The organism is Mycobacterium sp. NGS41 (assembly GCF_059812725.1).
The window spans coordinates 1-25,877 of record NZ_JCALDF010000038.1 but is presented as its reverse complement, the minus strand read 5'-3'; the positions used below and the strand labels follow the sequence as shown (position 1 = coordinate 25,877).

23 protein-coding genes and 2 pseudogenes are annotated in these 25,877 nt (G+C 65.9%); 15 read left to right on the top strand and 10 right to left on the bottom strand.

What is annotated here, in order from left to right; genetic code table 11:
• Positions 1–29 precede the first annotated feature (29 nt).
• Together AC5Y21_RS23260 and AC5Y21_RS23255 are read left to right on the top strand one after the other, a co-directional pair.
• Positions 30–1,157, top strand: coding sequence for a UDP-N-acetylmuramate dehydrogenase (locus AC5Y21_RS23260; RefSeq protein ID WP_499915964.1), 1,128 nt, complete (start codon positions 30–32; stop codon positions 1,155–1,157).
• Between the two features lie 51 nt (positions 1,158–1,208).
• Positions 1,209–2,564, top strand: a complete 1,356-nt coding sequence (locus AC5Y21_RS23255) for a L,D-transpeptidase (RefSeq protein WP_499915962.1) — start codon at positions 1,209–1,211, stop codon at positions 2,562–2,564.
• Here the strand turns inward: AC5Y21_RS23255 and AC5Y21_RS23250 are convergent.
• Positions 2,542–3,300, bottom strand: a complete 759-nt coding sequence (locus AC5Y21_RS23250; RefSeq protein WP_499915960.1) for an SDR family oxidoreductase — start codon at positions 3,298–3,300, stop codon at positions 2,542–2,544. The genes AC5Y21_RS23255 and AC5Y21_RS23250 overlap by 23 nt on opposite strands.
• A 171-nt stretch (positions 3,301–3,471) precedes the next feature.
• Between AC5Y21_RS23250 and AC5Y21_RS23245 the strand changes: the two genes are divergently transcribed.
• From AC5Y21_RS23245 to regX, 6 genes are all read left to right on the top strand, one after another.
• A complete protein-coding gene (locus AC5Y21_RS23245; protein ID WP_499915958.1) occupies positions 3,472–4,776 on the top strand; it encodes an ROK family protein in 1,305 nt (434 codons plus the stop codon).
• Between the two features lie 44 nt (positions 4,777–4,820).
• Entirely contained in the window at positions 4,821–6,146 is a 1,326-nt protein-coding gene (gene mshA / locus AC5Y21_RS23240) for a D-inositol-3-phosphate glycosyltransferase (protein ID WP_499915956.1), read from the top strand.
• Positions 6,143–6,670, top strand: a complete 528-nt coding sequence (locus AC5Y21_RS23235; RefSeq protein WP_499915954.1) for a type III secretion system chaperone family protein — start codon at positions 6,143–6,145, stop codon at positions 6,668–6,670. The genes mshA and AC5Y21_RS23235 overlap by 4 nt, the downstream gene beginning before the upstream one ends.
• A gap of 42 nt (positions 6,671–6,712) precedes the next feature.
• The gene (locus tag AC5Y21_RS23230; RefSeq protein ID WP_499915952.1) at positions 6,713–7,468 is read left to right on the top strand and encodes a phosphoglyceromutase; all 756 of its coding nucleotides are present in this window, start codon (positions 6,713–6,715) and stop codon (positions 7,466–7,468) included.
• Between the two features lie 146 nt (positions 7,469–7,614).
• A complete protein-coding gene (locus AC5Y21_RS23225) occupies positions 7,615–8,838 on the top strand; it encodes a sensor histidine kinase (protein WP_499915950.1) in 1,224 nt (407 codons plus the stop codon).
• 25 nt (positions 8,839–8,863) lie between these two features.
• Positions 8,864–9,547, top strand: coding sequence for a two-component sensory transduction protein RegX (gene regX / locus AC5Y21_RS23220; RefSeq protein WP_499915948.1), 684 nt, complete (start codon positions 8,864–8,866; stop codon positions 9,545–9,547).
• Between the two features lie 38 nt (positions 9,548–9,585).
• On the opposite strand, the pseudogene AC5Y21_RS23215 reads toward regX, so the two are convergent.
• The 5 genes and pseudogenes from AC5Y21_RS23215 to AC5Y21_RS23195 all read right to left on the bottom strand — a co-directional run.
• A pseudogene (locus tag AC5Y21_RS23215) lies at positions 9,586–9,990 on the bottom strand (hypothetical protein); the annotation flags it as partial.
• A gap of 329 nt (positions 9,991–10,319) precedes the next feature.
• A complete protein-coding gene (locus AC5Y21_RS23210) occupies positions 10,320–10,487 on the bottom strand; it encodes a hypothetical protein (protein ID WP_499915946.1) in 168 nt (55 codons plus the stop codon).
• Between the two features lie 384 nt (positions 10,488–10,871).
• On the bottom strand, positions 10,872–11,579 hold the full coding sequence (locus AC5Y21_RS23205; RefSeq protein ID WP_499915944.1) for a sigma-70 family RNA polymerase sigma factor: 708 nt from the start codon (positions 11,577–11,579) through the stop codon (positions 10,872–10,874).
• Positions 11,580–11,742: 163 nt separating this feature from the next.
• Positions 11,743–12,048 carry a hypothetical protein gene (locus tag AC5Y21_RS23200; RefSeq protein ID WP_499915942.1) on the bottom strand — a complete coding sequence of 102 codons (306 nt, stop codon included), beginning with the start codon at positions 12,046–12,048 and terminating at the stop codon, positions 11,743–11,745.
• A 292-nt stretch (positions 12,049–12,340) separates the two neighbouring features.
• Positions 12,341–12,835, bottom strand: coding sequence for a MarR family winged helix-turn-helix transcriptional regulator (locus tag AC5Y21_RS23195; protein WP_499915940.1), 495 nt, complete (start codon positions 12,833–12,835; stop codon positions 12,341–12,343).
• A 598-nt stretch (positions 12,836–13,433) separates the two neighbouring features.
• Here AC5Y21_RS23195 and AC5Y21_RS23190 point away from each other — a divergent pair.
• The 3 genes and pseudogenes from AC5Y21_RS23190 to AC5Y21_RS23180 all read left to right on the top strand — a co-directional run.
• Positions 13,434–13,856: an MmpS family transport accessory protein gene (locus AC5Y21_RS23190; protein WP_499915938.1), complete on the top strand. Its 423-nt coding sequence runs from the start codon at positions 13,434–13,436 to the stop codon at positions 13,854–13,856.
• Entirely contained in the window at positions 13,853–16,735 is a 2,883-nt protein-coding gene (locus AC5Y21_RS23185; protein WP_499915936.1) for an MMPL/RND family transporter, read from the top strand. The genes AC5Y21_RS23190 and AC5Y21_RS23185 overlap by 4 nt, the downstream gene beginning before the upstream one ends.
• A 56-nt stretch (positions 16,736–16,791) precedes the next feature.
• Positions 16,792–17,141: pseudogene (locus AC5Y21_RS23180) on the top strand (helix-turn-helix domain-containing protein); the annotation flags it as partial.
• Here AC5Y21_RS23180 and AC5Y21_RS23175 read toward each other — a convergent pair.
• The 3 genes from AC5Y21_RS23175 to AC5Y21_RS23165 all read right to left on the bottom strand — a co-directional run bounded on the left by AC5Y21_RS23175 (position 17,137) and on the right by AC5Y21_RS23165 (position 20,421).
• Positions 17,137–18,213, bottom strand: coding sequence for an IS110 family RNA-guided transposase (locus tag AC5Y21_RS23175; protein WP_499915934.1), 1,077 nt, complete (start codon positions 18,211–18,213; stop codon positions 17,137–17,139). The pseudogene AC5Y21_RS23180 and the gene AC5Y21_RS23175 overlap by 5 nt on opposite strands.
• Positions 18,214–18,881: 668 nt before the next feature.
• On the bottom strand, positions 18,882–20,099 hold the full coding sequence (locus tag AC5Y21_RS23170; protein WP_499915932.1) for a helix-turn-helix domain-containing protein: 1,218 nt from the start codon (positions 20,097–20,099) through the stop codon (positions 18,882–18,884).
• Complete coding sequence (locus tag AC5Y21_RS23165; protein ID WP_499915930.1) at positions 20,086–20,421, bottom strand: putative quinol monooxygenase; 336 nt, start codon at positions 20,419–20,421, stop codon at positions 20,086–20,088. Before AC5Y21_RS23165 ends, AC5Y21_RS23170 begins: the two co-directional genes overlap by 14 nt.
• Before the next feature lie 282 nt (positions 20,422–20,703).
• Between AC5Y21_RS23165 and AC5Y21_RS23160 the strand changes: the two genes are divergently transcribed.
• From AC5Y21_RS23160 to AC5Y21_RS23145, 4 genes are all read left to right on the top strand, one after another.
• Positions 20,704–21,042, top strand: a complete 339-nt coding sequence (locus AC5Y21_RS23160; protein ID WP_065517265.1) for an SCO3933 family regulatory protein — start codon at positions 20,704–20,706, stop codon at positions 21,040–21,042.
• A 94-nt stretch (positions 21,043–21,136) separates the two neighbouring features.
• The gene (locus AC5Y21_RS23155; protein ID WP_499915928.1) at positions 21,137–22,585 is read left to right on the top strand and encodes an FtsK/SpoIIIE domain-containing protein; all 1,449 of its coding nucleotides are present in this window, start codon (positions 21,137–21,139) and stop codon (positions 22,583–22,585) included.
• Entirely contained in the window at positions 22,582–24,216 is a 1,635-nt protein-coding gene (locus tag AC5Y21_RS23150) for a replication initiator (RefSeq protein ID WP_499915926.1), read from the top strand. The genes AC5Y21_RS23155 and AC5Y21_RS23150 overlap by 4 nt, the downstream gene beginning before the upstream one ends.
• On the top strand, positions 24,216–24,491 hold the full coding sequence (locus AC5Y21_RS23145; RefSeq protein WP_499915924.1) for a hypothetical protein: 276 nt from the start codon (positions 24,216–24,218) through the stop codon (positions 24,489–24,491). Before AC5Y21_RS23150 ends, AC5Y21_RS23145 begins: the two co-directional genes overlap by 1 nt.
• On the opposite strand, the gene AC5Y21_RS23140 is transcribed toward AC5Y21_RS23145, so the two are convergent.
• Complete coding sequence (locus tag AC5Y21_RS23140) at positions 24,413–25,852, bottom strand: recombinase family protein (protein ID WP_499915922.1); 1,440 nt, start codon at positions 25,850–25,852, stop codon at positions 24,413–24,415. The two genes, AC5Y21_RS23145 and AC5Y21_RS23140, sit on opposite strands and share 79 nt — an antisense overlap.
• Between the last annotated feature and the right edge of the window lie 25 nt (positions 25,853–25,877).

Sequence of the window (25,877 nt, the reverse complement as noted above, 5' to 3'; positions counted from 1 at the left end):
CTACCGTTACGGGCCATGAAAAGGGGCTTATGAAACGGGGGGCCGGTTCGCTCTTCGCCGGTGCGCATGTCGCCGAGTCGGTGCCGCTGGCCCCGCTGACCACGTTGGGGGTCGGACCGGCCGCCCGGCGCCTAATCACTTGTGCCACTACGGAACAGGTGGTGGCGGTGTTACGGGAGCTGGATGCGGACGCCCAGCGCGGGGCCGCTGGTCCGCTGCTGGTGTTCGCCGGCGGTTCGAACCTGGTGATCGCCGACGCGCTGACCGACATCACCGCGGTGCGGCTGGCCAACGACGGCATCGCCATCGACGGCAACGTGGTGCGCGCGGAGGCGGGCGCGGTCTGGGACGACGTGGTAGTCAAGACTATCGAGCAGGGGCTGGGCGGGCTGGAATGCCTGTCGGGTATCCCGGGATCGGCCGGGGCGACCCCCGTGCAGAACGTCGGTGCCTACGGCGCCGAGGTGTCCGAGACCATCACACGGGTTCGGCTGCTAAACCGAAGCAGCGGCGAGGTGCGCTGGGTACCCGCAACCGAGCTGCGGTTCGGCTACCGCACCAGCGTGCTCAAGCGAGCTCTGGGCGACGGGGGTCAGACGGCCCTTCAGAGCCACGATGTGGTGCTGGAAGTGGAGTTTGTGCTCGATGCGTCGGGCCGCAGCGCGCCGCTGCGCTACGGGGAGCTGACGGCTGCCCTGGGGGCGAGCAGCGGCGAGCGCGCCGACCCGCGAGCGGTCCGGGAGGCCGTGCTGGCGCTGCGTGGCCGCAAGGGCATGGTGCTCGACGCCGCCGACCATGACACCTGGAGCGTGGGGTCGTTCTTCACCAACCCGGTGGTGGCACCCGATGTCTACGAGCGGCTGGCCGGCAGCATCGACGGGCCGGTGCCGCACTATCCCGCACCGGACGGCGTCAAGCTGGCCGCCGGCTGGCTGGTGGAGCGGGCGGGCTTCGCCAAGGGCTACCCGGACCCCGATGCGAGCGGGGTGGCGGCCCGGTGCCGGTTGTCCACCAAACACGCGCTGGCGCTGACCAATCGCGGGGCCGCGACCAGCGAAGACGTGTTGCGGCTGGCCCGCATCATCCGGGACGGGGTACAGGATGTGTTCGGTATCACACTCAAACCTGAGCCGGTGCTGGTTGGGTGCGTGTTGTAGCAGGTATTTTCGCGCGCCGAAAGCGTTCGAGCACCCCGCGGCACGCCCCTCGTGGCGGGGCCGGGCCCGTTTCGCCCGGTATCTTTAGGTGTCGTGAGCACGTCCAGCACCCCCCAGAGTCCGGGCCCGATCAATCGGCGCTTGGCTTTGGCGGCCCTTGGAGTCGGCGTGTTCGCCCCCAACGTACTGGCCGCCTGCGCCAGCCCGTCGAGCCAACAAGCCGAGAAGAAACAGCCGTCGGCGGCCCACCTGAAATACCAGCCGGCCGACGCGACCAACGACGTGGTGCCTATCGCGCCGATCAGCGTCGAGGTGGGCGACGGCTGGTTCCAGCACGTCGCCCTGACGAACTCCTCGGGCAAGGCCGTTGCCGGAACCTTCAACCAGGACCGGACCCTCTACACCGTCACCGAGCCGCTGGGCTACAACTCGACCTATAGCTGGACCGGTTCGGCGGTCGGCCACGACGGCAAGGCGATTCCGGTCAAGGGCAAGTTCACCACCGTCGCGCCCACCAAGAAGATCGACGGGGGATTCCAGCTGGCCGACGGCCAGACCGTCGGGATCGCGGCGCCGATCATCATCCAGTTCGACGCGCCCATCCATGACAAGGCGGCCGTCGAGCGGGCGCTCACCGTCACCACCAATCCGCCCGTCGAGGGCAGCTGGGCCTGGCTGCCCGACGAGGCGAAGGGCGCCCGCATCCACTACCGTTCCCGCGAGTACTACCCGGCGGGCACCACCGTCAACGTCGACGCCAAGCTGTACGGGCTGCCGTTCGGCGAGGGCGCCTACGGCGCACAGGATTTCTCGCTGAATATCCAGATCGGTCGACGGCAGGTGGTCAAGGCCGAGGTTTCGTCGCACCGCATCCAGGTGGTCACCGATGCCGGCGTCACCATGGACTTCCCGTGTAGCTACGGCGAGGCCGACAAGGCGCGCAACGTCACCCGCAACGGCATCCACGTGGTCACCGAGAAATACGCCGACTTCTACATGTCCAACCCGGCCGCCGGCTACAGCAATGCGCACGAACGCTGGGCGGTCCGGATCTCCAACAACGGAGAGTTCATCCACGCCAACCCGATGAGTGCCGGCGCGCAAGGCAACAGCAACGTCACCAACGGCTGCATCAACCTGTCGACATCCGACGCGGCGGAGTACTACGCGACCGCAATCTACGGTGACCCGGTCGAGGTGACCGGAAGCTCGATCCAGCTGTCCTACTCCGACGGCGACATCTGGGACTGGGCCGTGGATTGGGACACCTGGGTCTCGATGTCGGCGCTGCCGCCGCCGTCGGCGCGCCCGCCGTCGACGAAGATCCCGGTGACCGCGCCGGCCACGCCGTCGAACGCGCCCAGCCTGTCGGGCACGCCGACGACTACTTCCCGGCCAGGTGGTTAGCCCTCCGCGTCGCTGACGCCTGATCGCGAGGCCGGATGATGATCTGGTCCAAATTGACGTGCGGAGGCCGCGAGGCCACGAACCCGATCACCTCGGCGACGTCGGCGGCCACCAACGGCGTCATCCCGGTATAGACGGCGTCCGCGCGCTGCTGGTCGCCGTCGAAGCGGACCAGCGAAAACTCGGTTTCGACCGCCCCGGGTGCGATCTCGGTGAGCCGCACCGGCTTTCCCAGCAGCTCACCGCGCAGCGTGCGGTGCAGCGCACCCTGGCCGTGCTTCGCCGCCGTGTAGCCCGCTCCGCCGTCGTAAATCTCCATCGCGGCAATGGAGGTGACGGTGACGATCAGGCCGTCGCCTGAGTCGATCAGCTTGGGCAGCAGCGCGCGGGTGACCCGCAACGTGCCCATCACGTTGGTCTCCCACATCCAGCGCCAGTGCTCGATGTCGGCCTCGGCGACGGGTTCCAGCCCGCGGGCTCCGCCGGCGTTGTTGACCAGCACGTCCACCCGGTCCAGCGCGCCGGCCAGCGCCGAGACGGCCGTTTCGTCTGTGACATCGGCCACAATGGCGGTACCGCCGATGTCGTCGGCCAGCGCGTTGATCCGGTCCGTGCGACGTGCCACCGCGACGACGTGAAACCCTTGCGCCGCAAGCGTTCTGGCGGTTGCCTCGCCGATTCCGGAGCTGGCACCGGTGACCACCGCCACCCGATTTTCTGCGTTTGCGGTAATCACCGGGACAACTCTAATAAACGTGCTAAATTTCTCGTTGTGCACCGCAGCTCCGTGTTCAACACCTCCCCCGCGTGTCTTTGCGCGGGCTCGTGTTGTCGCCGCTCGCTTTGCCACGCCTGATTTGCCGGCGTGGCCAGGGACCGGCCAACACAACTCGGACTAAGGACGCCCGTGCGCTCAACATCTTTCACCCACCATTCGCCCACCCGCCGCGGCCAGCTGCGGTCACACCGGCAGATCGTGCCGCCGTCGCTGCATCTGTCTGACTCGGCCGCTGCGTCGGTCTTCCGGGCGGTGCGATTACGCGGCCCGGTCGGGCGTGACGTCATCGCCAATGTCACCTCGCTGAGCATCGCGACGGTGAACCGCCAAGTCATCGCCCTGCTCGAGGCCGGGCTGCTGCGCGAGCGCGCGGACCTGGCCGTCTCCGGCGCCATCGGGCGCCCGCGAGTGCCCGTCGAGGTCAATCACGAACCGTTCGTGACGTTGGGCATCCACATCGGTGCGCGAACCACCAGCATCGTGGCCACCGACCTGTTCGGCCGCACACTCGACACGGTCGAGACCCCGACGCCGCGCAGCGCCGCTGGGCCCGCGCTGTCCTCGCTGGCCGACAGCGCGGACCGGTACCTGAGGCGGTGGCACCGGCGCCGGCCGCTGTGGGTCGGGGTGGCCATCGGTGGCACCGTCGACAGCGCTACCGGCCATGTCGACCACACCCGGCTGGGCTGGCGACAGGCGCCCGTCGGGCCGGTGCTGGCCGATGCGCTGGGCCTGCCGGTGTCGGTGGCGTCCCACGTCGACGCCATGGCCGGTGCCGAGTTGCTGCTCGGCATGCGGCGCTTCGCGCCGACCACGGCGACCACGCTCTACGTCTACGCCCGCGAGACGGTGGGTTATGCGCTGGTGATCGACGGTCGGGTGCACTGCCCGGCCAGCGGCCCCGGAACCATCGCGGGCCTGCCGGCGCACTCCGATCTGCTCGGCGGCACCGGGCTGCTGGAGTCGACGGTCAGCGACGAAGCGGTCTTGGCCGCTGCGCGGCGGTTGCGCATCCTGCCCGGTGTCGCCCCCACGAACCGTACGGTCGGGTCCGCCGCCGCGATAACGGACCTGCTGCGGGTGGCCCGGGCCGGCAACCAGCTGGCCAAAGATCTGCTGGCGGAGCGCGCCTGCATCCTCGGCGAGGCGGTCGCGTTGCTGCGCGACCTGCTCAATCCCGACGAGCTGGTGGTCGGTGGCCACGCGTTCACCGAGTATCCGGAGGGGATGGAGGAGGTCGAGGCGGCATTTGCCGCACGCTCGGTGCTGGCGCCGCGCGATATCCGCGTCACGGCCTTCGGCAACCGGGTGCAGGAAGCCGGCGCGGGGATAGTGTCCCTGGGCGGGCTTTATGCCGACCCGTTGGGCGCGATGCGCCGCTCCGGGGTGCTGGACTCGCGGCTGCGGGAGGCTGTCCCGGAGTCGTCGGCCTGATGCGGTAGCCAGGCCGTCGCGGAGCGTGCTGTAAAGATGAAAGCGTGCGCCACGACAACTCGGCAGTGAATTATCCGCGCCGGGTGGCGCTATTGGCGGTGCACACCTCACCACTGGCCCAGCCCGGCACCGGCGACGCCGGCGGCATGAATGTCTACGTGCTGCAGAGCGCGTTGCACCTGGCCAGACGGGGCATCGAGGTGGAGATTTTCACCCGCGCCACCGCATCAGCCGACCCGCCGGTTGCCCGGGTAGCGCCCGGCGTGCTAGTCCGCAACGTCGTGGCCGGCCCGTTCGAGGGCCTGGACAAATACGACCTGCCGACCCAGTTGTGCGCGTTCGCGGCGGGCGTATTGCGCGCCGAAGCGGACCACGAGCCGGGGCACTACGACATCGTGCATTCGCACTATTGGCTGTCCGGTCAGGTCGGCTGGCTGGCTCGCGACCGGTGGGCGGTGCCGCTGGTGCACACCGCGCACACACTGGCCGCGGTGAAGAACGCGGCGCTGGCCGACGGAGACACGCCCGAGCCACCGCTGCGCACGGTCGGCGAACAGCAGGTGGTGGACGAGGCGGACCGGCTGATCGTCAACACCGATGATGAAGCCAGACAACTGATTTCGATTCATCACGCGGACCCGACCCGCATCGACGTGGTCCATCCCGGCGTCGATCTGGATGTCTTCCGGCCGGGTGACCGGCGGGCCGCCCGGGCCGTGCTGGGCCTGCCGCCCGACGAGCGCGTGGTCGCCTTCGTGGGCCGGATTCAGCCGTTGAAGGCACCCGACATTGTGCTGCGCGCCGCGGCGAAGTTGCCGCGGGTGCGCATCGTCGTGGCCGGCGGGCCGTCGGGCAGCGGTCTGGCCTCACCGGACGGGCTGGTTCGGCTGGCCGACGAACTGGGCATCACCGATCGCGTGACCTTCCTGCCCCCGCAGTCGCGGGCCGATCTGGCTACCCTGTTCCAGGGCGCGGACCTGGTGGCGGTGCCGAGCTACTCGGAGTCGTTCGGTCTGGTCGCCCTCGAGGCGCAGGCTTGCGGCACCCCGGTGGCCGCGGCCGCGGTGGGCGGACTGCCGGTCGCCGTGCGCGATGGGATCACCGGCACCCTGGTGTCCGGCCACGACGTCGATCGGTGGGCCGATGCCCTGGATCACCTGCTGCGGCTCACCGCCGAACCGCAGGCCGCGGCGATGAGCCGCGCCGCGGTCGCACACGCGGCCAATTTCTCCTGGGAAAACACCACCGACGCGCTGCTGGCCAGCTATCAGCGGGCGATCGGAGACTTCCGAGCTCAGCGCCAGGTACGCGAGTTGGTATCGGTGCGCGTTGGCCGTCGCTGGGCGCCGCGTCGCGGCGTGGGCGCATGACATCATCCGTGCCGCAGGCCACGCAACAGCTGATCGAGCGGGCGCTGCAGGCCAGCCAGCTGACGTACTCGGAACACGGGGGCGCGCATGGCGGTCCGCCTGGCCTGGTCGTGGAGCTGCCCGGCGAGCGCAAACTCAAGACGAACACCATCCTGAGCATCGGCGAGCATTCGGTGCGCGTCGAGGCGTTCGTCTGCCGCAAGCCCGACGAAAACCACGAGGGTGTCTACCGGTTCCTGCTCAAACGCAATCGCCGGCTTTACGGGGTGGCCTACACGCTGGACAACGTCGGCGACATCTATCTGGTCGGCCGGATGTCGCTGGCCTCGGTCGACTCCGACGAGATCGACAGGGTGCTCGGGCAGGTCCTCGAAGCGGTGGACTCGGACTTCAACACGTTGCTGGAGTTGGGTTTTCGGTCGTCGATCCAGAAAGAGTGGGAGTGGCGGGTGTCGCGCGGGGAGTCGCTGAAGAACCTGGAAGCATTCGCGCACCTCATCGAGGACGATGACGACGAGGATTAGCGTTTAGCGCCGCTTTGGGTCGTGCGTGAGAGACTGACCGGCATGGGAGACACTGCCACGCTGGTGCTGCTCCGCCACGGCGAGAGCGACTGGAATGCCCTCAACCTGTTCACCGGCTGGGTCGACGTCGGGCTGACCGAAAAGGGCCGGGCAGAAGCGATTCGGGCCGGCGAGTTCCTGGCCGAACAGAACCTGTTGCCCGACATCCTCTACACCTCGCTGTTGCGGCGCGCGATCACCACCGCGCACCTGACGCTGGACATCGCCGACCGGCTGTGGATTCCGGTGCGGCGCAACTGGCGGCTCAACGAACGTCACTACGGCGCGCTGCAGGGTCTGGATAAAGCCGAGACCAAGGCCCGCTACGGCGAAGAGCAGTTCATGGCCTGGCGGCGCAGCTACGACACACCGCCGCCGCCGATTGAGCGAGGCAGTGAGTTCAGCCAGGACGCCGACCCCCGCTACGCCGACATCGGCGGCGGCCCGCTGACCGAATGCCTGGCCGACGTGGTGGCCCGGTTCCTGCCGTACTTCACCGACGTCATCGTGCCGGATCTGCGGTTCGGCAAGACGGTGCTGATCGTCGCGCACGGCAACTCGTTGCGGGCCCTGGTCAAGCACCTGGACCAGATGTCCGACGACGAAGTCGTCGGGCTGAACATCCCGACCGGCATTCCGCTGCGCTACGACCTGGATCCGGATTTGCGGCCGGCGGTGGCCGGCGGCACCTATCTGGATCCGGAGGCGGCCGCCGCGGGTGCTGCGGCGGTAGCCAGCCAGGGCGCGGCCAAGGCTTGACTGACCTTTCGAGGGTCAAGCGAACAGGGCCATTTGCCAAACAGCACGTGAACGGGGGCCGAACACCTGTGGCGCAATATGTGACTTGTCCGATTTTGGCCTCGCTGCGCTAGGGCGGCGTTCACCAGATTTGTAGGATTTCGGTTGTGACTGTGTTCTCGGCACTGTTGCTGGCGGGGGTTTTGTCCGCGCTGGCACTGGCCGCAGGCGTGGCGATCGGCGTCCGCCTGGCAGCCCGGCGCGGCGAGCGCCGGCAACGAGATGCCAACGAATGGGCCGGCATCACCGTCGCGCAGATGCTGCAGCGCATCATCGCGCTGATGCCGCTGGGTGTCGCGGTGGTCGACAGCCACCGCGACGTGGTCTACCTCAATGAACGCGCCAAGGAGCTGGGTCTGGTGCGCGACCGCCAGCTCGACGACCAGGCGTGGCGGTCGGCGCTGCAGGCGCTGGGCGGCGACGACGTCGAATTCGACCTGGCGCCGAGCAAACGCCCAACCGGGAACCGGCTGTCTGTGCACGGCTACGCGCGCCTGCTGAGCGAGGAAGACCGCCGGTTCGCTGTGGTGTTCGTGCACGACCAGTCGGACTATGCGCGCATGGAGGCGGTCAGGCGCGATTTCGTGGCCAACGTCAGCCACGAGCTCAAGACCCCCGTCGGCGCGATGGCCCTGCTCGCGGAGGCCTTGTTGGCGTCGCACGACGACCCCGAAACCGTGCGCCGGTTCGCCGAGAAGGTGCTGGTCGAAGCCAACAGACTGGGGGACATGGTCGCGTCGCTGATCGAGCTGTCCCGCCTGCAGGGCGCCGAAAGGTTGCCCAACATGATCGATGTCGACGTCGACACGATTGTGTCGGAGGCGATTTCGCGGCACAAGGTGGCCGCCGACAACGCCGATATCGAGGTCCGGACCGACGCGCCGAGCGGCCTGCGGGTACTGGGTGACGAGACTCTGCTGGTTACCGCGCTGGCCAACCTGATGTCCAATGCGATCGCGTATTCGCCCAGCGGGTCGCCGGTGACGATCAGTCGTCGCCTGCGCGGTGACAACGTCGAGATCGCGGTCACCGACCGGGGCATCGGGATCGCTCTCGAAGACCAGGAGCGGGTCTTCGAGCGGTTCTTCCGCGGTGACAAGGCGCGCTCCCGGGCCACCGGCGGCAGCGGGCTGGGGCTGGCCATCGTCAAGCATGTCGCCGCCAACCACAACGGCAGCATCGGCGTGTGGAGCAAGCCGGGAACCGGATCGACGTTCACATTGTCCATCCCGGCCGTCTCGACGCCGCCCGACAATGAACAAGTCGAGCAACCACGGGGCCGCGAGGTGCGGCCCAATCGGTCACAACGAGAGGAAGAGCTGAGTCGATGACCCGCTATCAGGAGGAGCGGCGCCGATGACGAGCGTTTTGATCGTGGAGGACGAGGAGTCGCTGGCTGACCCGCTGGCGTTTCTGCTGCGCAAGGAGGGCTTCGAGGCCACAGTGGTCAACGACGGGCCCTCAGCGCTCGCCGAGTTCGACCGCTCGGGCGCGGACATCGTGCTGCTCGATTTGATGCTGCCCGGAATGTCGGGCACCGACGTGTGCAAGCAGTTGCGGGCCCGGTCCGGCGTGCCGGTGATCATGGTGACTGCGCGCGACAGCGAAATCGACAAGGTGGTCGGCCTGGAGCTGGGCGCCGACGACTATGTGACCAAGCCATATTCGGCGCGCGAGCTGATCGCCCGGATCCGGGCAGTGCTGCGCCGCGGCGGTGAGGACGACACGGATTTCAGCGACGGAGTGCTGGAGTCCGGCCCGGTACGGATGGACGTCGAACGCCACGTCGTCTCGGTGAACGGCGACACAATTACCTTGCCGCTCAAGGAGTTCGACCTGCTCGAGTACCTGATGCGCAACAGCGGCCGGGTGCTGACGCGGGGCCAGCTGATCGATCGCGTGTGGGGTTCGGACTACGTCGGCGACACCAAGACGCTCGATGTCCACGTCAAGCGGCTGCGGTCCAAGATCGAGGCCGACCCGGCCAACCCGGTGCACTTGGTGACGGTGCGGGGGCTGGGCTACAAGCTGGAGGGCTAACTCGGGCGCCCCACAGGTTTTCAACCGCTGTCCGGCAATCAGAATGGCGGGGGTGCGTCTGGGTCGGGGTTGTAGCCCGGTGGTGGGTTGGCCCGCAGGCGTTGGGTGTCGGCTTGGGCTTGAGCTTGGCGGGCTTGGTGGTTTTGGTGGCGTTCGGTGGCTACCCGGTAGGCGCGTTCTTTGGCGCGGGTGCGTCGACGTTTGGGCATCATGGCGGTGCGTGCCGGGCACGGCTCAGGTGGCGCGGTGTCGGTTTCGGGGGTGGGCATCCCACCGACGGCGTGGCACAGGCTGGGGAACAGCAGCGCACTGCCCGGGGTGGTGACGTGGGTCTGCCCGGCCGGTGAGGTCAGGATCAGGGTGCCGTCGGGCAGTTGCTTTTCCGTCCAGCCCCAGAAGGTCTTCACCAAATGATGGGTACGGCAATAACACTTCAGGTTGCTGACAAGTTGTTGATCTACCCTCATCTTGGGTTCGCTTTGGCTTGGCTTGCGATGCAGCGCCATGTCGTTCAACGTAGCGAAAGTTGTTCGATTTGCCACGGTCTTTTTCGCGTGCGGGCGCGTTTGTCTTCGGTGCGGCGGATGGTCAACCATAGCAGCAGTTTGACCGCTGCCGAAGTGGCGCGGTTCTCGATGGTCTTCTGCACCTATACAGGCAATGTATGCGTCTGAGGACCGGTTAGCGCGTACCGGTCATTCATTTCACGCCTACTGAACGGCAATGGGGTTCAGGATGCGCGAATTTCCCTGGGTGTCCAAGGGATCTCTCGTTAGGGCGGTCGGTCTTCGGCGAATCCGCGGCACGGGTGTACGTCGAACTTAAAAATGCCGCCCCTGACGCCGGGGTCGTCGAGCACCGTGAATGCCGCCACCAGGATGCCGGCGTGGCGCAGCCCGAGGTTGCGCCGACCGTGCTCCCAAATGAGCGCCGGTGCCACGTTATTCCCTGCGTTCGGCCCCGACTTGAGGATGACAAGGTCTTCATCGGTGCATCCTTTCGCCTCGCTCCGTGCTTCTTGCGTCCGCGGTCAGCCGAGCCAAGTGGCGATTTGCCAAGCGTGTGGTCGGTGCCACTCCTTCGCGATTCCATTCCATGGCTGGGTGCGCGACTCGATCGTTAGCCCTTGCTACCTCGTGCCATGACATCAGGAATTGCACGCGGACCAGGCGATGCTTGCACGCGACGATTCGCTGGGTGAAACAATCGTGCGTATACTCGGAATCCGAACTGCGAGTGGAGTTTAGCTCGCAAATAGACTTTGCCCACAATTAGGTTCCGTTGGCCACAAAGACGATGATTTCGACTCAACTGCAATCCCTATCTATCGATCGGAGTTGCGCCCGGGATCAGCATGACGATTCGTTGTTGCTGTGATGTCGAGGAGTAGGCGGCGCAGTTGGCGGCGTCCGCGGTGGAGCCGGGATCTGACGGTTCCTGCTGAGGTGTTCATGATTTGGGCGACCTCGTGGTACGGGAAACCTTCGACATCGGCGTAGTACACGCTCATGCGGAGTTGTTCGGGCAGGGTCTGCATCGCCACAGCGATCCGGGTGTCGGGCAGGATTTCCAGCGCTTGGTCCTCAGCCGAGCGCAGCCCGGTCGGGCAGTGGTCAGCATGGGCTGCCAGTTGCTGGTCGGTGATCTGCTCGGTCGGGTACTGCTCCGGTTGGCGCTGTTTTCTGCGATAGTTGTCGATGTAGGTGTTGGTAAGTACCCGGTGCAGCCAAGCGTTCAGGTTGGTTCCTTCCCGGAATGAACCGAAGCCGGTGTAGGCGCTTAGCAGGGTGTCCTGCAGCAGATCTTCGGCGTCCGGGCGATGGCGGGTCATGCGTAGGGCCCGGCGGTAGAGCGGCTCGAGCAGCGGGATGGCGTCGCGTTGGAAGCGTGCGGCCAGTTCGGCGTTGGTGGTCGCGACGGTTTCGGGCACAGCGTGATCCGACGGTGCGATGCGATGCTGGGCAAGTGGCGCGCCGACGGTGTCTGTATTTGCGTCCGCGTAGCATGTGCGAAAGGGACCGAAGGGCTTCATCTCACCGATGCCAGCCAGATCGCCTGTGCGGCCTGTGGTTTCACCAAATGTTGGGGTGAGATCTCTATACCCCGGAGACGGGCCTTCGAAGCTCTGGACGAGCAGCGATCCACTGGTGTCATACGTGACGTCCTCCGTTCAGTGGTTTGTCGTGATTCGGCAGTCAGTTGGTCTCTGAGTCCGGTCCGGGCGATGCCTGATCGAGCGGGTGAGACACCACCTGCGCGATGAGTCGACGAAGTTGGGTCTCACCGTCATTTCCGACGTAGGCGTCCAGCCAGATTACGAGCCTGTTGACAAGCTCGGCAGGAAGCGTGAGTCGTCTGCCCACGACTGTCGCGATCAGAGAGGAAATCGCCGAGAAGGTCTCGCCCACACCGATTCTGATATAGATGTCATGGCGTTCCACGGCGTCGAGGTGCGGGTGGGCGGCTTGCGCGAGCGCCCAAGCCAGGTCGGCTTCGTCCACCCTGTTTCGGGATTGACACTCAGAGGCCGCTCCTCTCTTCATCCAGTGATTTTTTCGCTGTGCACGAAAATGTTGCAACTGCAGGCTGAGGGCCTAGCGGCTAAGGCTAAGTCGAATGCTCGCTGGCCGGCGGGAAGCGATTTCGAGGTCTCGACGCGCGACCTATACAACAGCGCGAGCTGCGTGGTGTGCCCAGACTCAAAACGCCGATCAGTTGCAAACAGTGCACCGCACACCACGGACCCCGGAGAACAGATACCACGCCATCGCAGAGATACGTCGGCTGCAGACATCAAATATATGTCCCGCTGGATACGGCTGTCGTGCCAGACACCCCACTGGTGGCGGTGTCGATGAGTCGCTGAAGGATGGGAAGGGCGACATGGGCGGCCAGGCTCAGGGCGGCATGGTCGTCTGGGGATAAGGTTGCCAGCAGCTGGCCCAAACGATTGCGGCGGTCCTGCCTTTGGCGAGCCAGCAGCGCCTGCCCGGCGTCGGCAAGGTAGATCAGAGCCGCCCGCCCGTCTTGAGGGTCGTCGACCCGGGCGGTCAGACCTTGCCGCTCCAGGCGCTGGACGAGCTGGGTCATCGACGGCTGGCTCAAGCCTTCGGCCGTGGCCAATGCGGTCAGCCTCAACGCACCCTCCCGGTCCAGCCTGCCGAGCACATAGAGGGCGCTCATGGTTAATCCGGCGCGGTCGACGAGGTGCCGCGTTATAAGACGCGCCGCCTGTTCCAGCGCTTCAGCGATGCGCCCTGGGCTGTTGCCGTGTAGTGACTCTTGCACGCCCACATAATATAGTCCCGTGATGTAAGTAGGAAGCCACCTGAGTTGTACCCGACAGGCTTCACAGCGCACCGAACCCGCATTGGCGCGTCCCGATCGCTTGCGATGGCGTCACGTGGGGATGAGCGGGACACCGCTGCCTGTAATACAGTAAGCTCCGGTCAACCACCCCCGGAGTCGGCTCAAAGAATGATCGCATGGGCCGGCGGTTGAACTGCGCCAATCGCCGTGGCGGCCGACGTTCGGGAAGCCTCCGGGATACGAGAAACTACATTGCCATACAAAGTGCCTGCTTGCTATCGTGGCCCGAGGTCGGGCGCGTAGGTAGGGCGTGCGGGTAGCTGAGGTGTGTTGTGGTGCCATGGGTTAGAAGTGGCCGAAAGATAAGGAGGCAGGCGGTGTTCCGCATTTTCAAAAAGGTGTGGATGCCGTCTCTGTGTCGGTTGGCCTGGTTGGCGCGACCGTGTATCGCCGCGACCGTCGGTGACTCGGAAACTGAGTTTCGCATCGGTTGGCAGCCATCTTCTCGCGTCAACCCGGGCTGTCCGGCGTCTGACTGAACGCAACGAAAGCTGGGGGAACGCACGCGGTGTTTCGAGTGTTGAGACGGTTCTGGATCCCGCTGCTGCTTGTGGTGGTCGTGGCACTAGGCGCGTACGCGATCACCCGCATCCGCGAGTCCACCGGGCATCACGGCCCGAATCTGGCGGAGGGATCCGGAATTACCGAAAACTTCAATCCGAAGCACATCAGGTACGAAATCACCGGGACGGGTGGGACCGCGAACCTCAATTATCTCGACGAGAACGGACAACCCCATCTCATCGAAAACGCCCCGCTGCCCTGGTCTTTCACGATCGTGACGACGCTGCCGTCGATGTCGGCCAACATCATGGCCCAGGGAGATCGGGGCACCCACGATCTTCGGTGTCAGGTGACCGTCGACGGTCAGGTGCGTGACAGCAGGGCGAGCACTGACACCATCAAACCGTTCATCTACTGCTTGGTGAAATCCGTATGAGCAACATGCACACGAAGCCCCATCGTCCGTTCGTTGGTCGGATGGTCCGGATCTTCTCGTTACCGATCATCGTGTTCTGGGTGCTCGTCGCGGTGGGCCTGGGCATCTTGACCCCGTCGCTCGATGCCGTCGCGGCGACGCGTTCAGTGCCAATCAGCCCCACCAATTCCGAGTCGTATCGGGCGATGCTGCACATCGGCAAGGTGTTTCAGCAGTACGATTCCGACTCCACAGCGATGGTCGTGCTGGAGGGCAAGGACAAGCTCGGCGATGCCGCGCACAAGTTCTACGACAAGATCGTCGCCAAACTGGAAGCCGATCACAAGCATGTGCAGAACGTCCAGGACTTCTGGAGCGATCCGCTGACCGCCGCGGGCTCTCAGAGCGTGGACGGCAAATCCGCCTACGTGCAGATCTTCCTCAATGGCCCCCAGGGCACGACACCGAGCCACGAGTCGGTGGCAGCGGTGCGTGACATCGTTGCGTCGGTACCAGCGCCGCCAGGTATCAAGGCCCATGTCGCCGGCAATACCGTGCTCAACGCCGACACCAGCGTGGCAGGGCACCAAAGCATGGCGACCATGGAGGTGGTCTCGGTCGCCGTCATCATTCTGATGCTGCTCATCGTCTACCGCTCCGTCGTGACGATGCTGGTGTCCATGGTCATCATCGGCCTGGAACTATTTGCCGCACAGGGTATTACGGCCACAGCGGGCAACCTGAACATCATCGGCTTAACCCCGTACGCGGTGAGCATGGTGACCATGCTGGCCTTGGCCGCCGGGACGGACTATGTGATCTTCCTACTCGGGCGATATCACGAGGAGAGATCGAAAGGCCTCGATTCCGAAGAGGCGTTCTATGTCGCCTACAGCGGTGTCTCGCACGTCATCCTGGGTTCCGGGCTGACCATCGTCGGTGCCTGCTTGTGCCTCACCATGACCACGCTGCCCTACTTCCAGACCATGGGTCTGCCCTGCGCGATCGCGGTTGGGGTGATCATCGCCGCAGCCCTGACGCTGGCGCCGGCGATCCTGACGGTCGCCTCGAAGTTCGGTCGGCTCGACCCCAAGCACAACGTGGTCTCCTCGCCGGGTTGGCGCAAGGTCGGCACCTCCGTGGTGCGCTGGCCCATCCCGATCGTCCTGGTGACCTGCGTGATCGCCATCGTGGGTTTCGTAGCCCTGATGACCTACGTGCCGCAGTACAACGACCAGAAGTTCACCCCCGCCGATATGCCCGCCAACCAGGCCATGGGCGTCGCGGACCGGCATTTCTCCCAGGCCCGCATGAACCCCGAGCTGTTGATGCTCGAGGCCGATCACGACCTGCGTACCCCCGCCGACATGCTCGTGATCGAAAAGGTCGCCAAAAACGTCTTTCGCATGCGGGGCATCGATCGGGTGCAGACCATCACCCGCCCGCTGGGCGCACCGATCGAGCACAGCTCGATCCCCTTCCTGCTCGGTGCGCAAAACGCCGGCACTCTGCAGGCCGCGAAGTTCAACAACGACAACTCGGCGCAGATGCTCGAACAGGCCGACGAGATGAGTAAGACCATCGCCAACATGCAACGCATGTACGCCATCACCAAGGAGATGACCGAAACCACGCACAGCATGGTTGGCAGGACCCACGAGATGGCGGACACCACCAACGAATTGCGGCAAAGCCTCGCCGATTTCGAGGATTTCTTCAGACCCATTCGCAGCTACTTCTACTGGGAAAAGCACTGCTACGACATCCCGATCTGCTTTTCACTGCGGTCAGTCTTCGACACCCTGGACGGAATCGACGCCCTCGCCGACCAAATACAAGGCCTCACCACCGATTTGGATCGGTTGGATCATTTGCTGCCGCAGATGTTGCCAGTGCTGCAGAACACCATCACCTCGATGACAAAGATGCGCGACTTCATGATCGCGACCCATAGCACCCAGGCCGGCACCCAGGCCCAGCAACAGGAACTGGCCAAAGGCGCGACGGAGATCGGCCTGTACTTCGATCAGGCCAAGAATGACGACTTGTTCTACCTGCCACCGGACGTATTCGACAATCCCGACTTCAAACGTGGCATGAAGATGTTCATGTCGCCCGATGGCAAGGCGGTCCGGATGATCATCACCCACCAGGGCGACCCGGCCTCGGTGGAGGGTATCGACCATGTCCGGGGCCTCAAAGGTGTCGTCGCGGACGCCCTCAAGGGCACCCCGCTGAGCAATGCGAAGGTCTCACTCGCCGGCACCGCATCGCTGTATGCCGATATGCAGGACGGCGTCGTCACCGACCTGACGATGACGATGATCGCAGCGATGATCCTCATTTTCGCGATCATGTTGTTGATCACCCGCAGCGTGGTGGCTGCCCTCGTGATCGTCGGAACCGTGGCCGCATCCTTGGGTACCGCGTGTGGTTTGTCGGTGCTGCTCTGGCAGGACATCCTGGGCCTGGGCGTGCAGTGGATCGTGATCCCGTTGTCGATAGTGATCCTGCTGGCAGTCGGTTCGGACTACAACCTCCTGGTGGTCTCACGCTTCAGAGAAGAGATCCACGCCGGCCTCAACACGGGCATCATCCGGGGCATCGGGGCCACCGGTCGCGTCGTCACCGCGGCCGGCTTGGTGTTCGCGTTCACCATGATGGCGATGATTGTCAGCGACCTGCGCGTGGTCGGTCAGCTCGGCATGACCATCGGTATCGGCCTGGTTGTCGACACGTTGATCGTGCGTTCGTTCATGACGCCATCGATCGCTGCGGCGCTGGGCCGCTGGTTCTGGTGGCCGCTCAACACCTTTGAAATTACCGGGCGCAGCCGTAGCGAACCCGAACCACAGCGGGCGGAGGACGACACCGCGCCCATTCCGGCAACGAAGGCGTGAGCGTCGTGACCGGGCCTGGCAAGCTGGTGACAAAGTCGGTCGCTCAAGCGGAATGCGTGTCAGACACGCAATCAAAACAGCGCCAACGCACCCAAGGCCGGCTCGATCGATCCCGCGATCCCGCGATACTCAACGCCGCGCTGGCCGCACTCACCGAGACCGAGAAAGGCTACAACCACACAAACATGAACGACGTCGCCGCGCGAGCGGGTGTGGGTAAAGCTGCGATATACCGCCGCTGGGCGTCGAAGGCCGCCTTGATCGCCGATGCGCTTGTGTACTGGCGGCCGGACCTCGTTGACGACGATGCCCGGACACCGGCAGCCTTGCCGGTGACTTCGACGCGGTAGTTGAACGTGTGGAGCGTAACGACGACGACTTGATAGCAGATGCTCCTATCTTCAGGCAATGAGTTCGTTGGTTCTTCTGCTGGGTTCGCGGAGGGCGTGGTAGATCTCGCGGGCGATGTAGCGCTTGACGCAGCGCATGATCTCGTTCTTGGTTTTGCCTTCGGCCAGGCGGCGAGCGAAGTAGTCGCGGGTGGGCTGATGACGACGCATGCGCACCACCCGGATGACGTGCAGCGCACGGTTGGCGTCACGGTTGCCTCCCCGGTTGAGTCGGTGGCGGATGGTTTTGCCGCTGGATGCTTCCAGTGGGCTGACTCCGCAGAGTTTGGCGAAAGCGGCGTCGGTACTGATCCGGCTGGGGTTGTCGCCGAGGGCGGTCAGTAACGTGGCAGCGGTGTCGGGCCCGACGCCGTAGATAGCGCGCAGCTCGGGTGCGGCGGTGGCGGTGATGGTGTCGACGTGGCGTTCCAGACGGGCGGCTTCGGTGTCGAGCTCGCGGCAACGCGCGGCCAGCGACTTGATCGCCACGGTCACGGCATCGTTTGGGGTGATTAGCTTTTCGGGTTCGGGTAACTGTTCACACGCGAAAATAAGGCGGTCTTTGTACAGGCCGGCCAGCTGTTCACGAAGTGCAGCTGGAGCCGTCACTACGAGGTCTTGGAGGGCGTTGTAGGCCTTGGCCCGGGCGCGCACCACGCTGGTGCGAGCGACTCGCAGCACCCGCACCATTTCCGCGGCACCATCGGCGCTTTTAGGCTCGCCAAGGGCGTCGCCGGCCAATACCATCGCGGCGGCTCCGGCCGCGTCAGCGTCGTCCGATTTGCCAAAGCGGGCACGGCGCTGCCGTTTGGGACGCCCGACTTCGCTGACCGCGATGCCCTCCGCGCGAAGGTGGCGGGCCAGACCCGCACCGAAATGACCAGGGCCTTCAATACCGACCGCAACAAGCTGGCCCAACTCGTGGGCCCAGGACACGAAGCCGCGGTAACCGGCGGGCGTGGCCGCCAGGCGATGGGTGCCCAACGGCCGACCGAGCTGATCGACAGCATGGGCGACATGGAACTGCTTGTGCGTGTCAACACCGACAATCACCTGTGGTTGTGTGGATGCGACGATGGTGGATTCCATTGCGGCCCTTCCTATGACCAGGATTACGGGATTAGGTGAAGGGCAGAGCCGTCGGGCGGGGACGATACTGCTACGGGATGCTTGGTCGCGCTCCTATCAGGTCACTCCGTCCGCCGGTTCCGCGCCGAACCGATGCAGCCGACGGATCTGACAATTGAAGGCACACCAAACACACGTGGCCGGTAAAGAAACGAGTCAGACCACACCGGTCCGGACGCGGACCCTACCGACGGCCCACTGCGCGAAGCCGTGGAAACGCCGGTAAATCTTTAATAGCAGTAAAGAAAGTTCTCACGTGCTGGGCCAGAGATGGCGTTCGATGTGGTTCGCGACCTGCTCCGGGGCGGCCCAACGGCCAGGGCTTCCTCCGGCGGGTGCACGGTCGACGGGGTTGTTGCCGCTGGTAGCGCGGCATTAGTGCACGGCTGGCTGCCGACTGGTTGGCGGGCGGCGGACGCAGGGCGTAGTGCAGCGACCGGCGCGGACGGGAGCGCCAGCGGACGGCAGCGGAGGGAGCGTAGCGAAGCCCGGAGGTAGGCGCCCGCCAACGGTAGTCACGATCAACTCGCCCGAGCAGCGTGCTGGGGCGGCTGAAACTGCGGTGGCGACGCACGGTGCCGGCGGGCACGTGGCTGGTGTGGTCGGGACCTGGCCGGATCGGGTGGCGGTCACCCGTAGAGGCGTTGCCGGAGTTCACGCAGGCCGGGCAGGCGTGGGCGTCGGTTGAGGGCTTCGATGTCGTCGATGAGTTCGGCGACGCGGGGGGATTCGGCAAGTTCTTCCGGGGCAATCTGCTCGGCTTTGATCAGGGCTCGCAGTGCGTTATGCCCGGAGCGGGTCAGCAGGTGAGCGCGAGCGATGTCGATCAGGTAGCGGGCTTGCCGTTCAAGAGACAGGTGCTCGGGGTTGCGGACGGCGGCGGCGTGGTCAAGGGCTTGTTGTCCGTTGCCGAGTTCGACGGCGACGCCCACGGCGTGCATGGCCACGTTGGTGGGGCCGAATTCGGTGTCGTGGTGGTTGCGGTCGCCGCCCAGGACACCCGCCAGCCGACGTGCCACCGTCAGGCACTGCTCGGCGGCGTCGGTGTTGGCGTCACGGGCGTGCAGAATCGCCAGCAGCAGGGCGCTGGAGCCCACCAGTGAGATCAGTGCGGGGTCGCCGCCGGCGATGATCGTGCCGTGGTGCCGTGTTGCTTGGGTCAAGACGTGGCGGGCCAGGGCTTGTTCGCTGGAGTCGAGCAGAGTGCGGGCCATACGCAGTTGCCCGGCCAGGATCAGGGCGGGGTCGTTGGCTTGTTCAGCAGCGGCGATGGCGCGGTCGGCGGCCACCCATCCGGCACCGCGGTCACCGACTTTGACCAGCATCGCCGCGGCGGCTTGGTAAGTCTGGGCCAGCAGCGGAAGCAGCTCAGGCCGTTGGGTTTTCGCAGCGGTGCGGCTGACGTTTTCCAGCTCGCCGATAAGGGCGGCGATTGCTGGCCCCATTTCACGGTAAGCGCTGGCATGGATGCGCTGCCAGATATTCAGGGTGCGCTGCCGCAGTGACTGCACATCGCAGGGCGGGCCGTCGGCTACCGGCGTGATGATGTTGTCCGGGGCGGGGTGGCCAGCGATCGCACGACGCAGCTGCTCCACATAGGGCCGATTGCGGACGGTTTCGGTGTCGGGTCCCAGCGCGGCGTCGATGAACTCCTGTAGCGGGGCGCCCAGCAGCGCGGCAAGCTGACCCAGCACGGTGATGTCGACCAGCGGCAGTTCGTTGCGTTCGATCTGGGCGACCCAGCTGACCGACTTGTGCATCTGGCCGGCCAGGCGCTCGCGTGACCAGTTCCGCTCTTTTCGGTAACGGGCGACCAGCTCGCCGGGCGTGGGGTCAGCGCGAGGCACCGTCGCCTCGAAGCGGCCTGCCGCTGATGGCACCGGCAACCGGGGTCAGTGTCCACACCTCGGGCGGGCCGGCCAGGTGCTGGGTCCGCTCGGTCAAAAACCGGCGGGTGTGCGGCGCGGCCTCGTGCGCCTGGAACGCGTCGTGGTTGCGGTAGCACTCGTAGAACACCCGCACGCCGGGCTCGCCGTCCTGGGTGTGGCTGGCATAGACGACCGTGTCGGGTTCGTCGGTGGTGATCGCGGTCAGTGTTTCGGTGACGAGTGTGTCGAAGGCGTCCTCGTGGCCAGCGCGAACGCTGAACCTGACCAGCAGTGCGAACATCTGTCCCCCCAAGGTGCGACGCCGGCCTGGCGCACCGGTGTCGCCTCACATGCGCGGCTTGGCGCACACCCTACCCGGCTTCCTCTCCGACGGTAGTGCCGACAAGAGCAGGCACTGATAGGGCGGTGGCGGCCTGCCGCGGGTTTGGTGAGCGCACAGTTTTGCACACCCGCGCTGTGTGTTTTAGTCCGCCGTTGCCGGCCGCGGCGAGTGTCGGGCTGCACTGGGTGATGCGTCCAACAACACCGTTGGGCCGCTCACCGAAAAGAGGACATACCCATCATGAAATTACGAATCGACACGGCCGGCGTGACGTTCCTCTGCACCCGGATTCCCGAGCAGCGCACCAATTTCGACACCGGTGCACCACGCACCGACAAGGCGACCGGGCAGGTGTTGTGGCAGGTGCAGTTGATCGCCCTGGACGCCACCGGCGGCGAGGTGCTGGCGGTCACCGTGGTCGGTGAGCCGAAGGTCACGGTCGGGCAGCCGGTGGCGGTGGCGGGCCTGGTGGCGTTGCCGTGGTCGCAAGACGGCCGCTCCGGCATCGCGTACCGCGCTGAAACCATCACCGCCGCCGACCCCGGCACGACCGTCAAGACGAGCCAGCAGGCCCGGTAACTGAGGGCTGGCCCGGCAGTCACCACAACAGCGTGTGTGGCTGCCGGGCCAGCACCCCTGACCGTCTATCCGCCGCAAGTGAAAGCAGGCCGTCATGTCGAACACCCCAAATCGTAAGAACCACAACAATAATCAGTCGACCGATGATGATTGGATCGGCGAGCTGATCTGGGCGCTGCTCAAAGCCGCCGGACAGCTGCTGTGGTGGGCAATCCTGTTCCCCACACTCAGTGTCCCGGTGATCCTCGCAATCTGGATCGCCATCGCCCACGGCCCGCGCGCGGGCCTGCTGACCACCGCCCTGGCGGTCGCTGCCTATATCGGCTGGGCAGTCGTGGAACCGTCGTCGTTCACCGCGTGGGTGACCGCCCCCGTGCGCCAGCGCTGGTTGTCGTGGTGGCGGTATCACCGCAATTGGGCGTCGGTGTGCAGCTTGCACGGTTTGACCGCCCGGCTGGGTGACCGCACCCTGGTCCCAGCGCTGCGGTCGGTGCAGATCGGCAGCCACACCGACGTGCTGATCGCGCGGGTGGTGGCCGGCCAATCGATCAACGACTGGCACAAACGCGGCGACGCGCTGGCAGCGGCGTGGTGCGCTAATCGGCTCACGATCCGCACCACTACCCCCGGCGAGCTGCGGATCATCATCAGTCGCGGTGACGTGCTGGCCCAACCGATCAGCCTGCCCATGCCGACGCGAGCAACCCCGGTCGATCTGGCTGCGGTGCGGGTCGGGATCACCGAATCCCGGAGCTGGTGGCAGCTACCCGTTGTGGGGCAGCACATCCTGGTCGCCGGTGCCACCGGGGCGGGCAAAGGCTCGGTGCTGTGGTCGCTGATCGCTGGTCTGGCACCACACGTCACGACCGGGCGGGTGCGGCTATGCGTGATCGACCCCAAAGGCGGGATGGAACTGGGCGCCGGCGCACCCATGTTCTCGGTGTTCTGCCACCACTCCGGCCAATCCACCATCGGACTACTGCGCCAACTGGTGGCATTGATGCAGGCGCGGGCCAACCGGCTGCGGGGACACACCCGCCTGCACACCCCCACCCCGGCCGAACCGCTGATCGTGGTCGTCATCGACGAGATCGCCGCGCTGACCGCCTACGTCACCGACCGCAAACTGCGCGCCGAGACCGAACAACTGCTCGGGCTGCTGCTCTCCCAAGGCCGCGCGGTGGGGATCTCGGTGGTGGCCGCGGTGCAAGACCCCGCCAAAGACACCCTGCCGGTGCGGCAGCTGTTCACCGTGCGGATCGGGCTGCGCATGACCGAAACCACCCAAACTACGATGGTCTTGGGCCAAGGAGCACGGGATGCCGGCGCCGAATGCGACCTGATCGCTGATGCCACCCCCGGTGTCGGGTATGTGATGATCGACGGCACCGCCGACCCGATGCGGGTGCGGGCGTTTCACGTCACCGACCGCGACATCACCGTCCTGGCCCGCACCTTTCCCGCGCCCCGCCCCCGCACACCGGACACGACGGGAAACGGAACAGACCGCCCGGACTACCGAGACGGCCAGGTGCAGCGGTGAGCACCGTCGCGGCGGACGGCCCGGTGATCGTGTTGCCGGGGCTGCCGCCCACCGTGGATGCCGGGCCGGTGATCGCCCAGATGCTGCGCCGCGCCTCCTTGCCGGGTTTCGGGTCGTGGTGGCATCGCGCCGAATCGGTCGGGTTTTGCGCCCACCCGATCCAGCTGGCCGGTGCTGATACCGCCGGGCGTCGGCACACCGTGTGGACACGCTGCAACAACCGCCGCGCCGCGGTGTGCCCATCGTGTTCAGACCTCTACGCCCGCGACACCTGGCAACTCGTGCACGCCGGAGCCGCCGGCGGCCACCATGACATACCCGTTGAGGTCGCGGCCCGTCCGCAAGTGTTCGCCACCTTGACCGCGCCCAGTTACGGGGCCGTGCACAACGCCACCGGTACAGCGTGCCACGCCACACCTACCAGCTTGGTGGCCTGCTGCCGGCACGGAAAGCCCCAGCGCTGCACCACAACCCATCATGTCGATGACCCCGTCGTGGGCCAGCCGCTATGCCGACAGTGCTACGACTACCTGGGGCATGTCTTGTTCACCTGGCATCTGCCCGAGTTGTGGCGGCGGTTCACCATCGCACTACGGCGAGCCGTCTCAACACACCTCAAAGCGATTGGGGTGAAGGCGGGTTCGGTGCGGGTCAGCTTCGTCAAAGTCGTGGAACTACAAGCCCGGGCGATCCCCCATATCCATGCGCTGATCCGTCTCGACCCACCACCGGCCAACGACGACACCCCAGGATCGCGTGAGCCGCATTGTCACGGCCCCGCCGCCCCGTGGGGTGGTGGGGAGAACCGTCCGACAGCCGACCAGCACACCGGCTGGTCGTCGCCGATCACCGCCGCCGAGCTGGCCGCCCTGGTTCAGCGCGCCGCCCGTCACGTCCGCATCGACGTTGCTACCGGCGACGGCGGCTCCGACCAGCAGGTAGTGCGGGCGGTGCGGTTCGGCACGCAGATCGACACCCAACCATTGACACCAGAAACCACTACAGCCGCAAGCGATTCCGAAGGCGACGACACCGCTGGAACGACGGTATCGCGGTTGTCGCCGCGTCGCGTCGCGGCATACCTGGCGAAATACGTCACCAAATCCCTGCACGACTTCGGCATCACCGCCCGACGCCTCACCGCCGAAGCGATCGGTGACCTGGACGTTACTGAACACGTGCGCGCCATCCTGGCTACCATCGCCCAACTCGCCGAACACACCGCGCCAGCAGGCCCGTCGTTGGCGGGGATCGGGCGCTGGCTGCACACCCTGGGCTACCGCGGCCACATCACTACCAAATCGCGGCACTACTCGACCACCATGGGTGCCCTGCGCACTGCCCGCGCCACCTGGACCCGCCACCAGATCACCAAACATTCAGGGCGACACGACGATACACAATCCGCCCATTCCGCTGACGACGTGACGGCGAGCACAGGCGGGCGACACCAACCGATCGACACCGATGAGATGCTGTGGGAGTTCGACCGCGCCGGACACGCCAGCGCCGGGGACCGCGTCCTGATCATCTCAGCGGCCTTGCGCCACATCGGCGCCCGCATCACCGGTATCACCGAATCCCGGACTGTCGCCAACCGCATCCCGCCAGCGCCACCAGGAGCCGGGTGATGGCCACGACACCCGCGGACGGCACCGCCGCCAACCCCGGCGCTGGCGCGGTCCCGCCCCATGAGCGGCCCGAGTTCATCGCGTGGCTGACCGCCTCATGTGAACGCCAGAACGTGCCAGTCACCGTGTCCGATCCGACCGTCATCGCACGCATCGCCACCCTGCTCGGGACGGACCGCCAGGCGCGGTCCTCGGTTCAGACCCGCCACACCGGTGCCACCCGGCCGATGTCCAGGCTGCGCGACCCAGGGGTCCCCGGAGCGATGACGGCGTGATCGAGCACGGATTTGATGACGGCTTGTTGGCGGTCGATGTCCAAGCCGTCCCACTGCTCGCGGAGCAGATGCCCGGTGCCGGCCAACTCTTGGACGTCGGTGGTGTCGGTGGCTGTCGCGATCGCTCGGCGCGTTTCGGCCAGGCGGGCGGTGATGGGGTCGCGGGCGGTGATCCACTCGCGCGCGGTCACGGTGCCGTTCGCATAGAGCGCGGCCAGCTCGTCCAAGCGGGTGGTGTCGGCGTCGAGCTGGGCCGACAACGCCGCCACATCGGCATCGACGCTGGACTTGCCCGCCAGCGCATCGGCCAGTGCTGGCGAGTCGAGCCGGATTAGCACCGCGTCGGTCAACAGCTCCTCGACGGGTTGGGCCACCACCGTCAGCCGCCCGCAGCCGCTCTGATCCGGCCCGCTCAAACACACATAGCGACGCACCCGATTCTCGGGATTGACATGGCGGGCTTGGGAATACAACCGGTTGCCGCACCGCCCGCAGCGCAACAACCCCGACAGCAGATAGGTGCGCGGCGCACGAGTCTTCGTCAGCGCGCGAGCCGTCATGCGGGCCAACACCTGATCGCGCTGTGCCGGGGTGATGATCGCGGGCCACGCCGCCGCACCAATCACCTGGCCATGATGCTCACGCAGTCCCGCGATACGGCCTGAGGACAGGATTTGGCGCACCGCCGAGGTCCGCCACGACTTCGATGCCGCCGGCGCAATCCCGGAATCGTTGAGCCACATCGTCAATGACCGAATCGAGGCCCCCGCCAGATACCGGTCCACCATCTCACGCACCACCGCGGCCTCATCGCAACGCACTGTGACCTTGTCGGGCTCGTAGCCGAACGGGCGCACCGAACCGTGCGGCAACCCTTGTTCGGCGTTCTGCAACATCTTGCGCCGGATGCGTGCGGATTTGCGGCCGGACTCTTTGGCGGCGAACGCGGCGAAAATCCGGGCCATGAACAATCCGTCATCATTGCCCAGATCGATGTCGGCGGTCACCGTGGCGACATCGCGCACTCCCACCGATTCACACAACGCGACGAACTCTTCCAACTCAACCGGGCGGCGATGCAACCGGTCCAAGTTGTAGACGATCACCGCATCCCGAGCGCCCGACTTCAGGTCGGCCAGCATCCGTGCATACTCCCGGCGCGGTTTACCGGAGAAGGCCGACACATCGTTGTCGACATACTCGTCCCCGACCGGCCAGCCCCGATCGGCGGCCAGCTTGCGGCAATCCTCCAACTGACGCGCCACCCCTAATCCGGTGCCCTCCACATCCGCCGAGATACGCGCGTAGATCGCCGCCGACTGAACCCCGACCCGCTGAGCAGTGGATTTCCGACCCGACATGGGGGTAGTTTAACATCATTTAAGA

Coding starts and splice junctions, on each gene's coding strand:
- AC5Y21_RS23260 (WP_499915964.1), top strand. CDS start 30: ATGAAACGGGGGGCCGGTTCGCTCTTCGCCGGTGCGCATGTCGCCGAG.
- AC5Y21_RS23235 (WP_499915954.1), top strand. CDS start 6,143: ATGACATCATCCGTGCCGCAGGCCACGCAACAGCTGATCGAGCGGGCG.
- AC5Y21_RS23230 (WP_499915952.1), top strand. CDS start 6,713: ATGGGAGACACTGCCACGCTGGTGCTGCTCCGCCACGGCGAGAGCGAC.
- regX (WP_499915948.1), top strand. CDS start 8,864: ATGACGAGCGTTTTGATCGTGGAGGACGAGGAGTCGCTGGCTGACCCG.
- AC5Y21_RS23205 (WP_499915944.1), bottom strand. CDS start 11,579: ATGAAGCCCTTCGGTCCCTTTCGCACATGCTACGCGGACGCAAATACA.
- AC5Y21_RS23185 (WP_499915936.1), top strand. CDS start 13,853: ATGAGCAACATGCACACGAAGCCCCATCGTCCGTTCGTTGGTCGGATG.
- AC5Y21_RS23175 (WP_499915934.1), bottom strand. CDS start 18,213: ATGGAATCCACCATCGTCGCATCCACACAACCACAGGTGATTGTCGGT.
- AC5Y21_RS23165 (WP_499915930.1), bottom strand. CDS start 20,421: ATGTTCGCACTGCTGGTCAGGTTCAGCGTTCGCGCTGGCCACGAGGAC.
- AC5Y21_RS23160 (WP_065517265.1), top strand. CDS start 20,704: ATGAAATTACGAATCGACACGGCCGGCGTGACGTTCCTCTGCACCCGG.
- AC5Y21_RS23155 (WP_499915928.1), top strand. CDS start 21,137: ATGTCGAACACCCCAAATCGTAAGAACCACAACAATAATCAGTCGACC.
- AC5Y21_RS23145 (WP_499915924.1), top strand. CDS start 24,216: ATGGCCACGACACCCGCGGACGGCACCGCCGCCAACCCCGGCGCTGGC.
- AC5Y21_RS23140 (WP_499915922.1), bottom strand. CDS start 25,852: ATGTCGGGTCGGAAATCCACTGCTCAGCGGGTCGGGGTTCAGTCGGCG.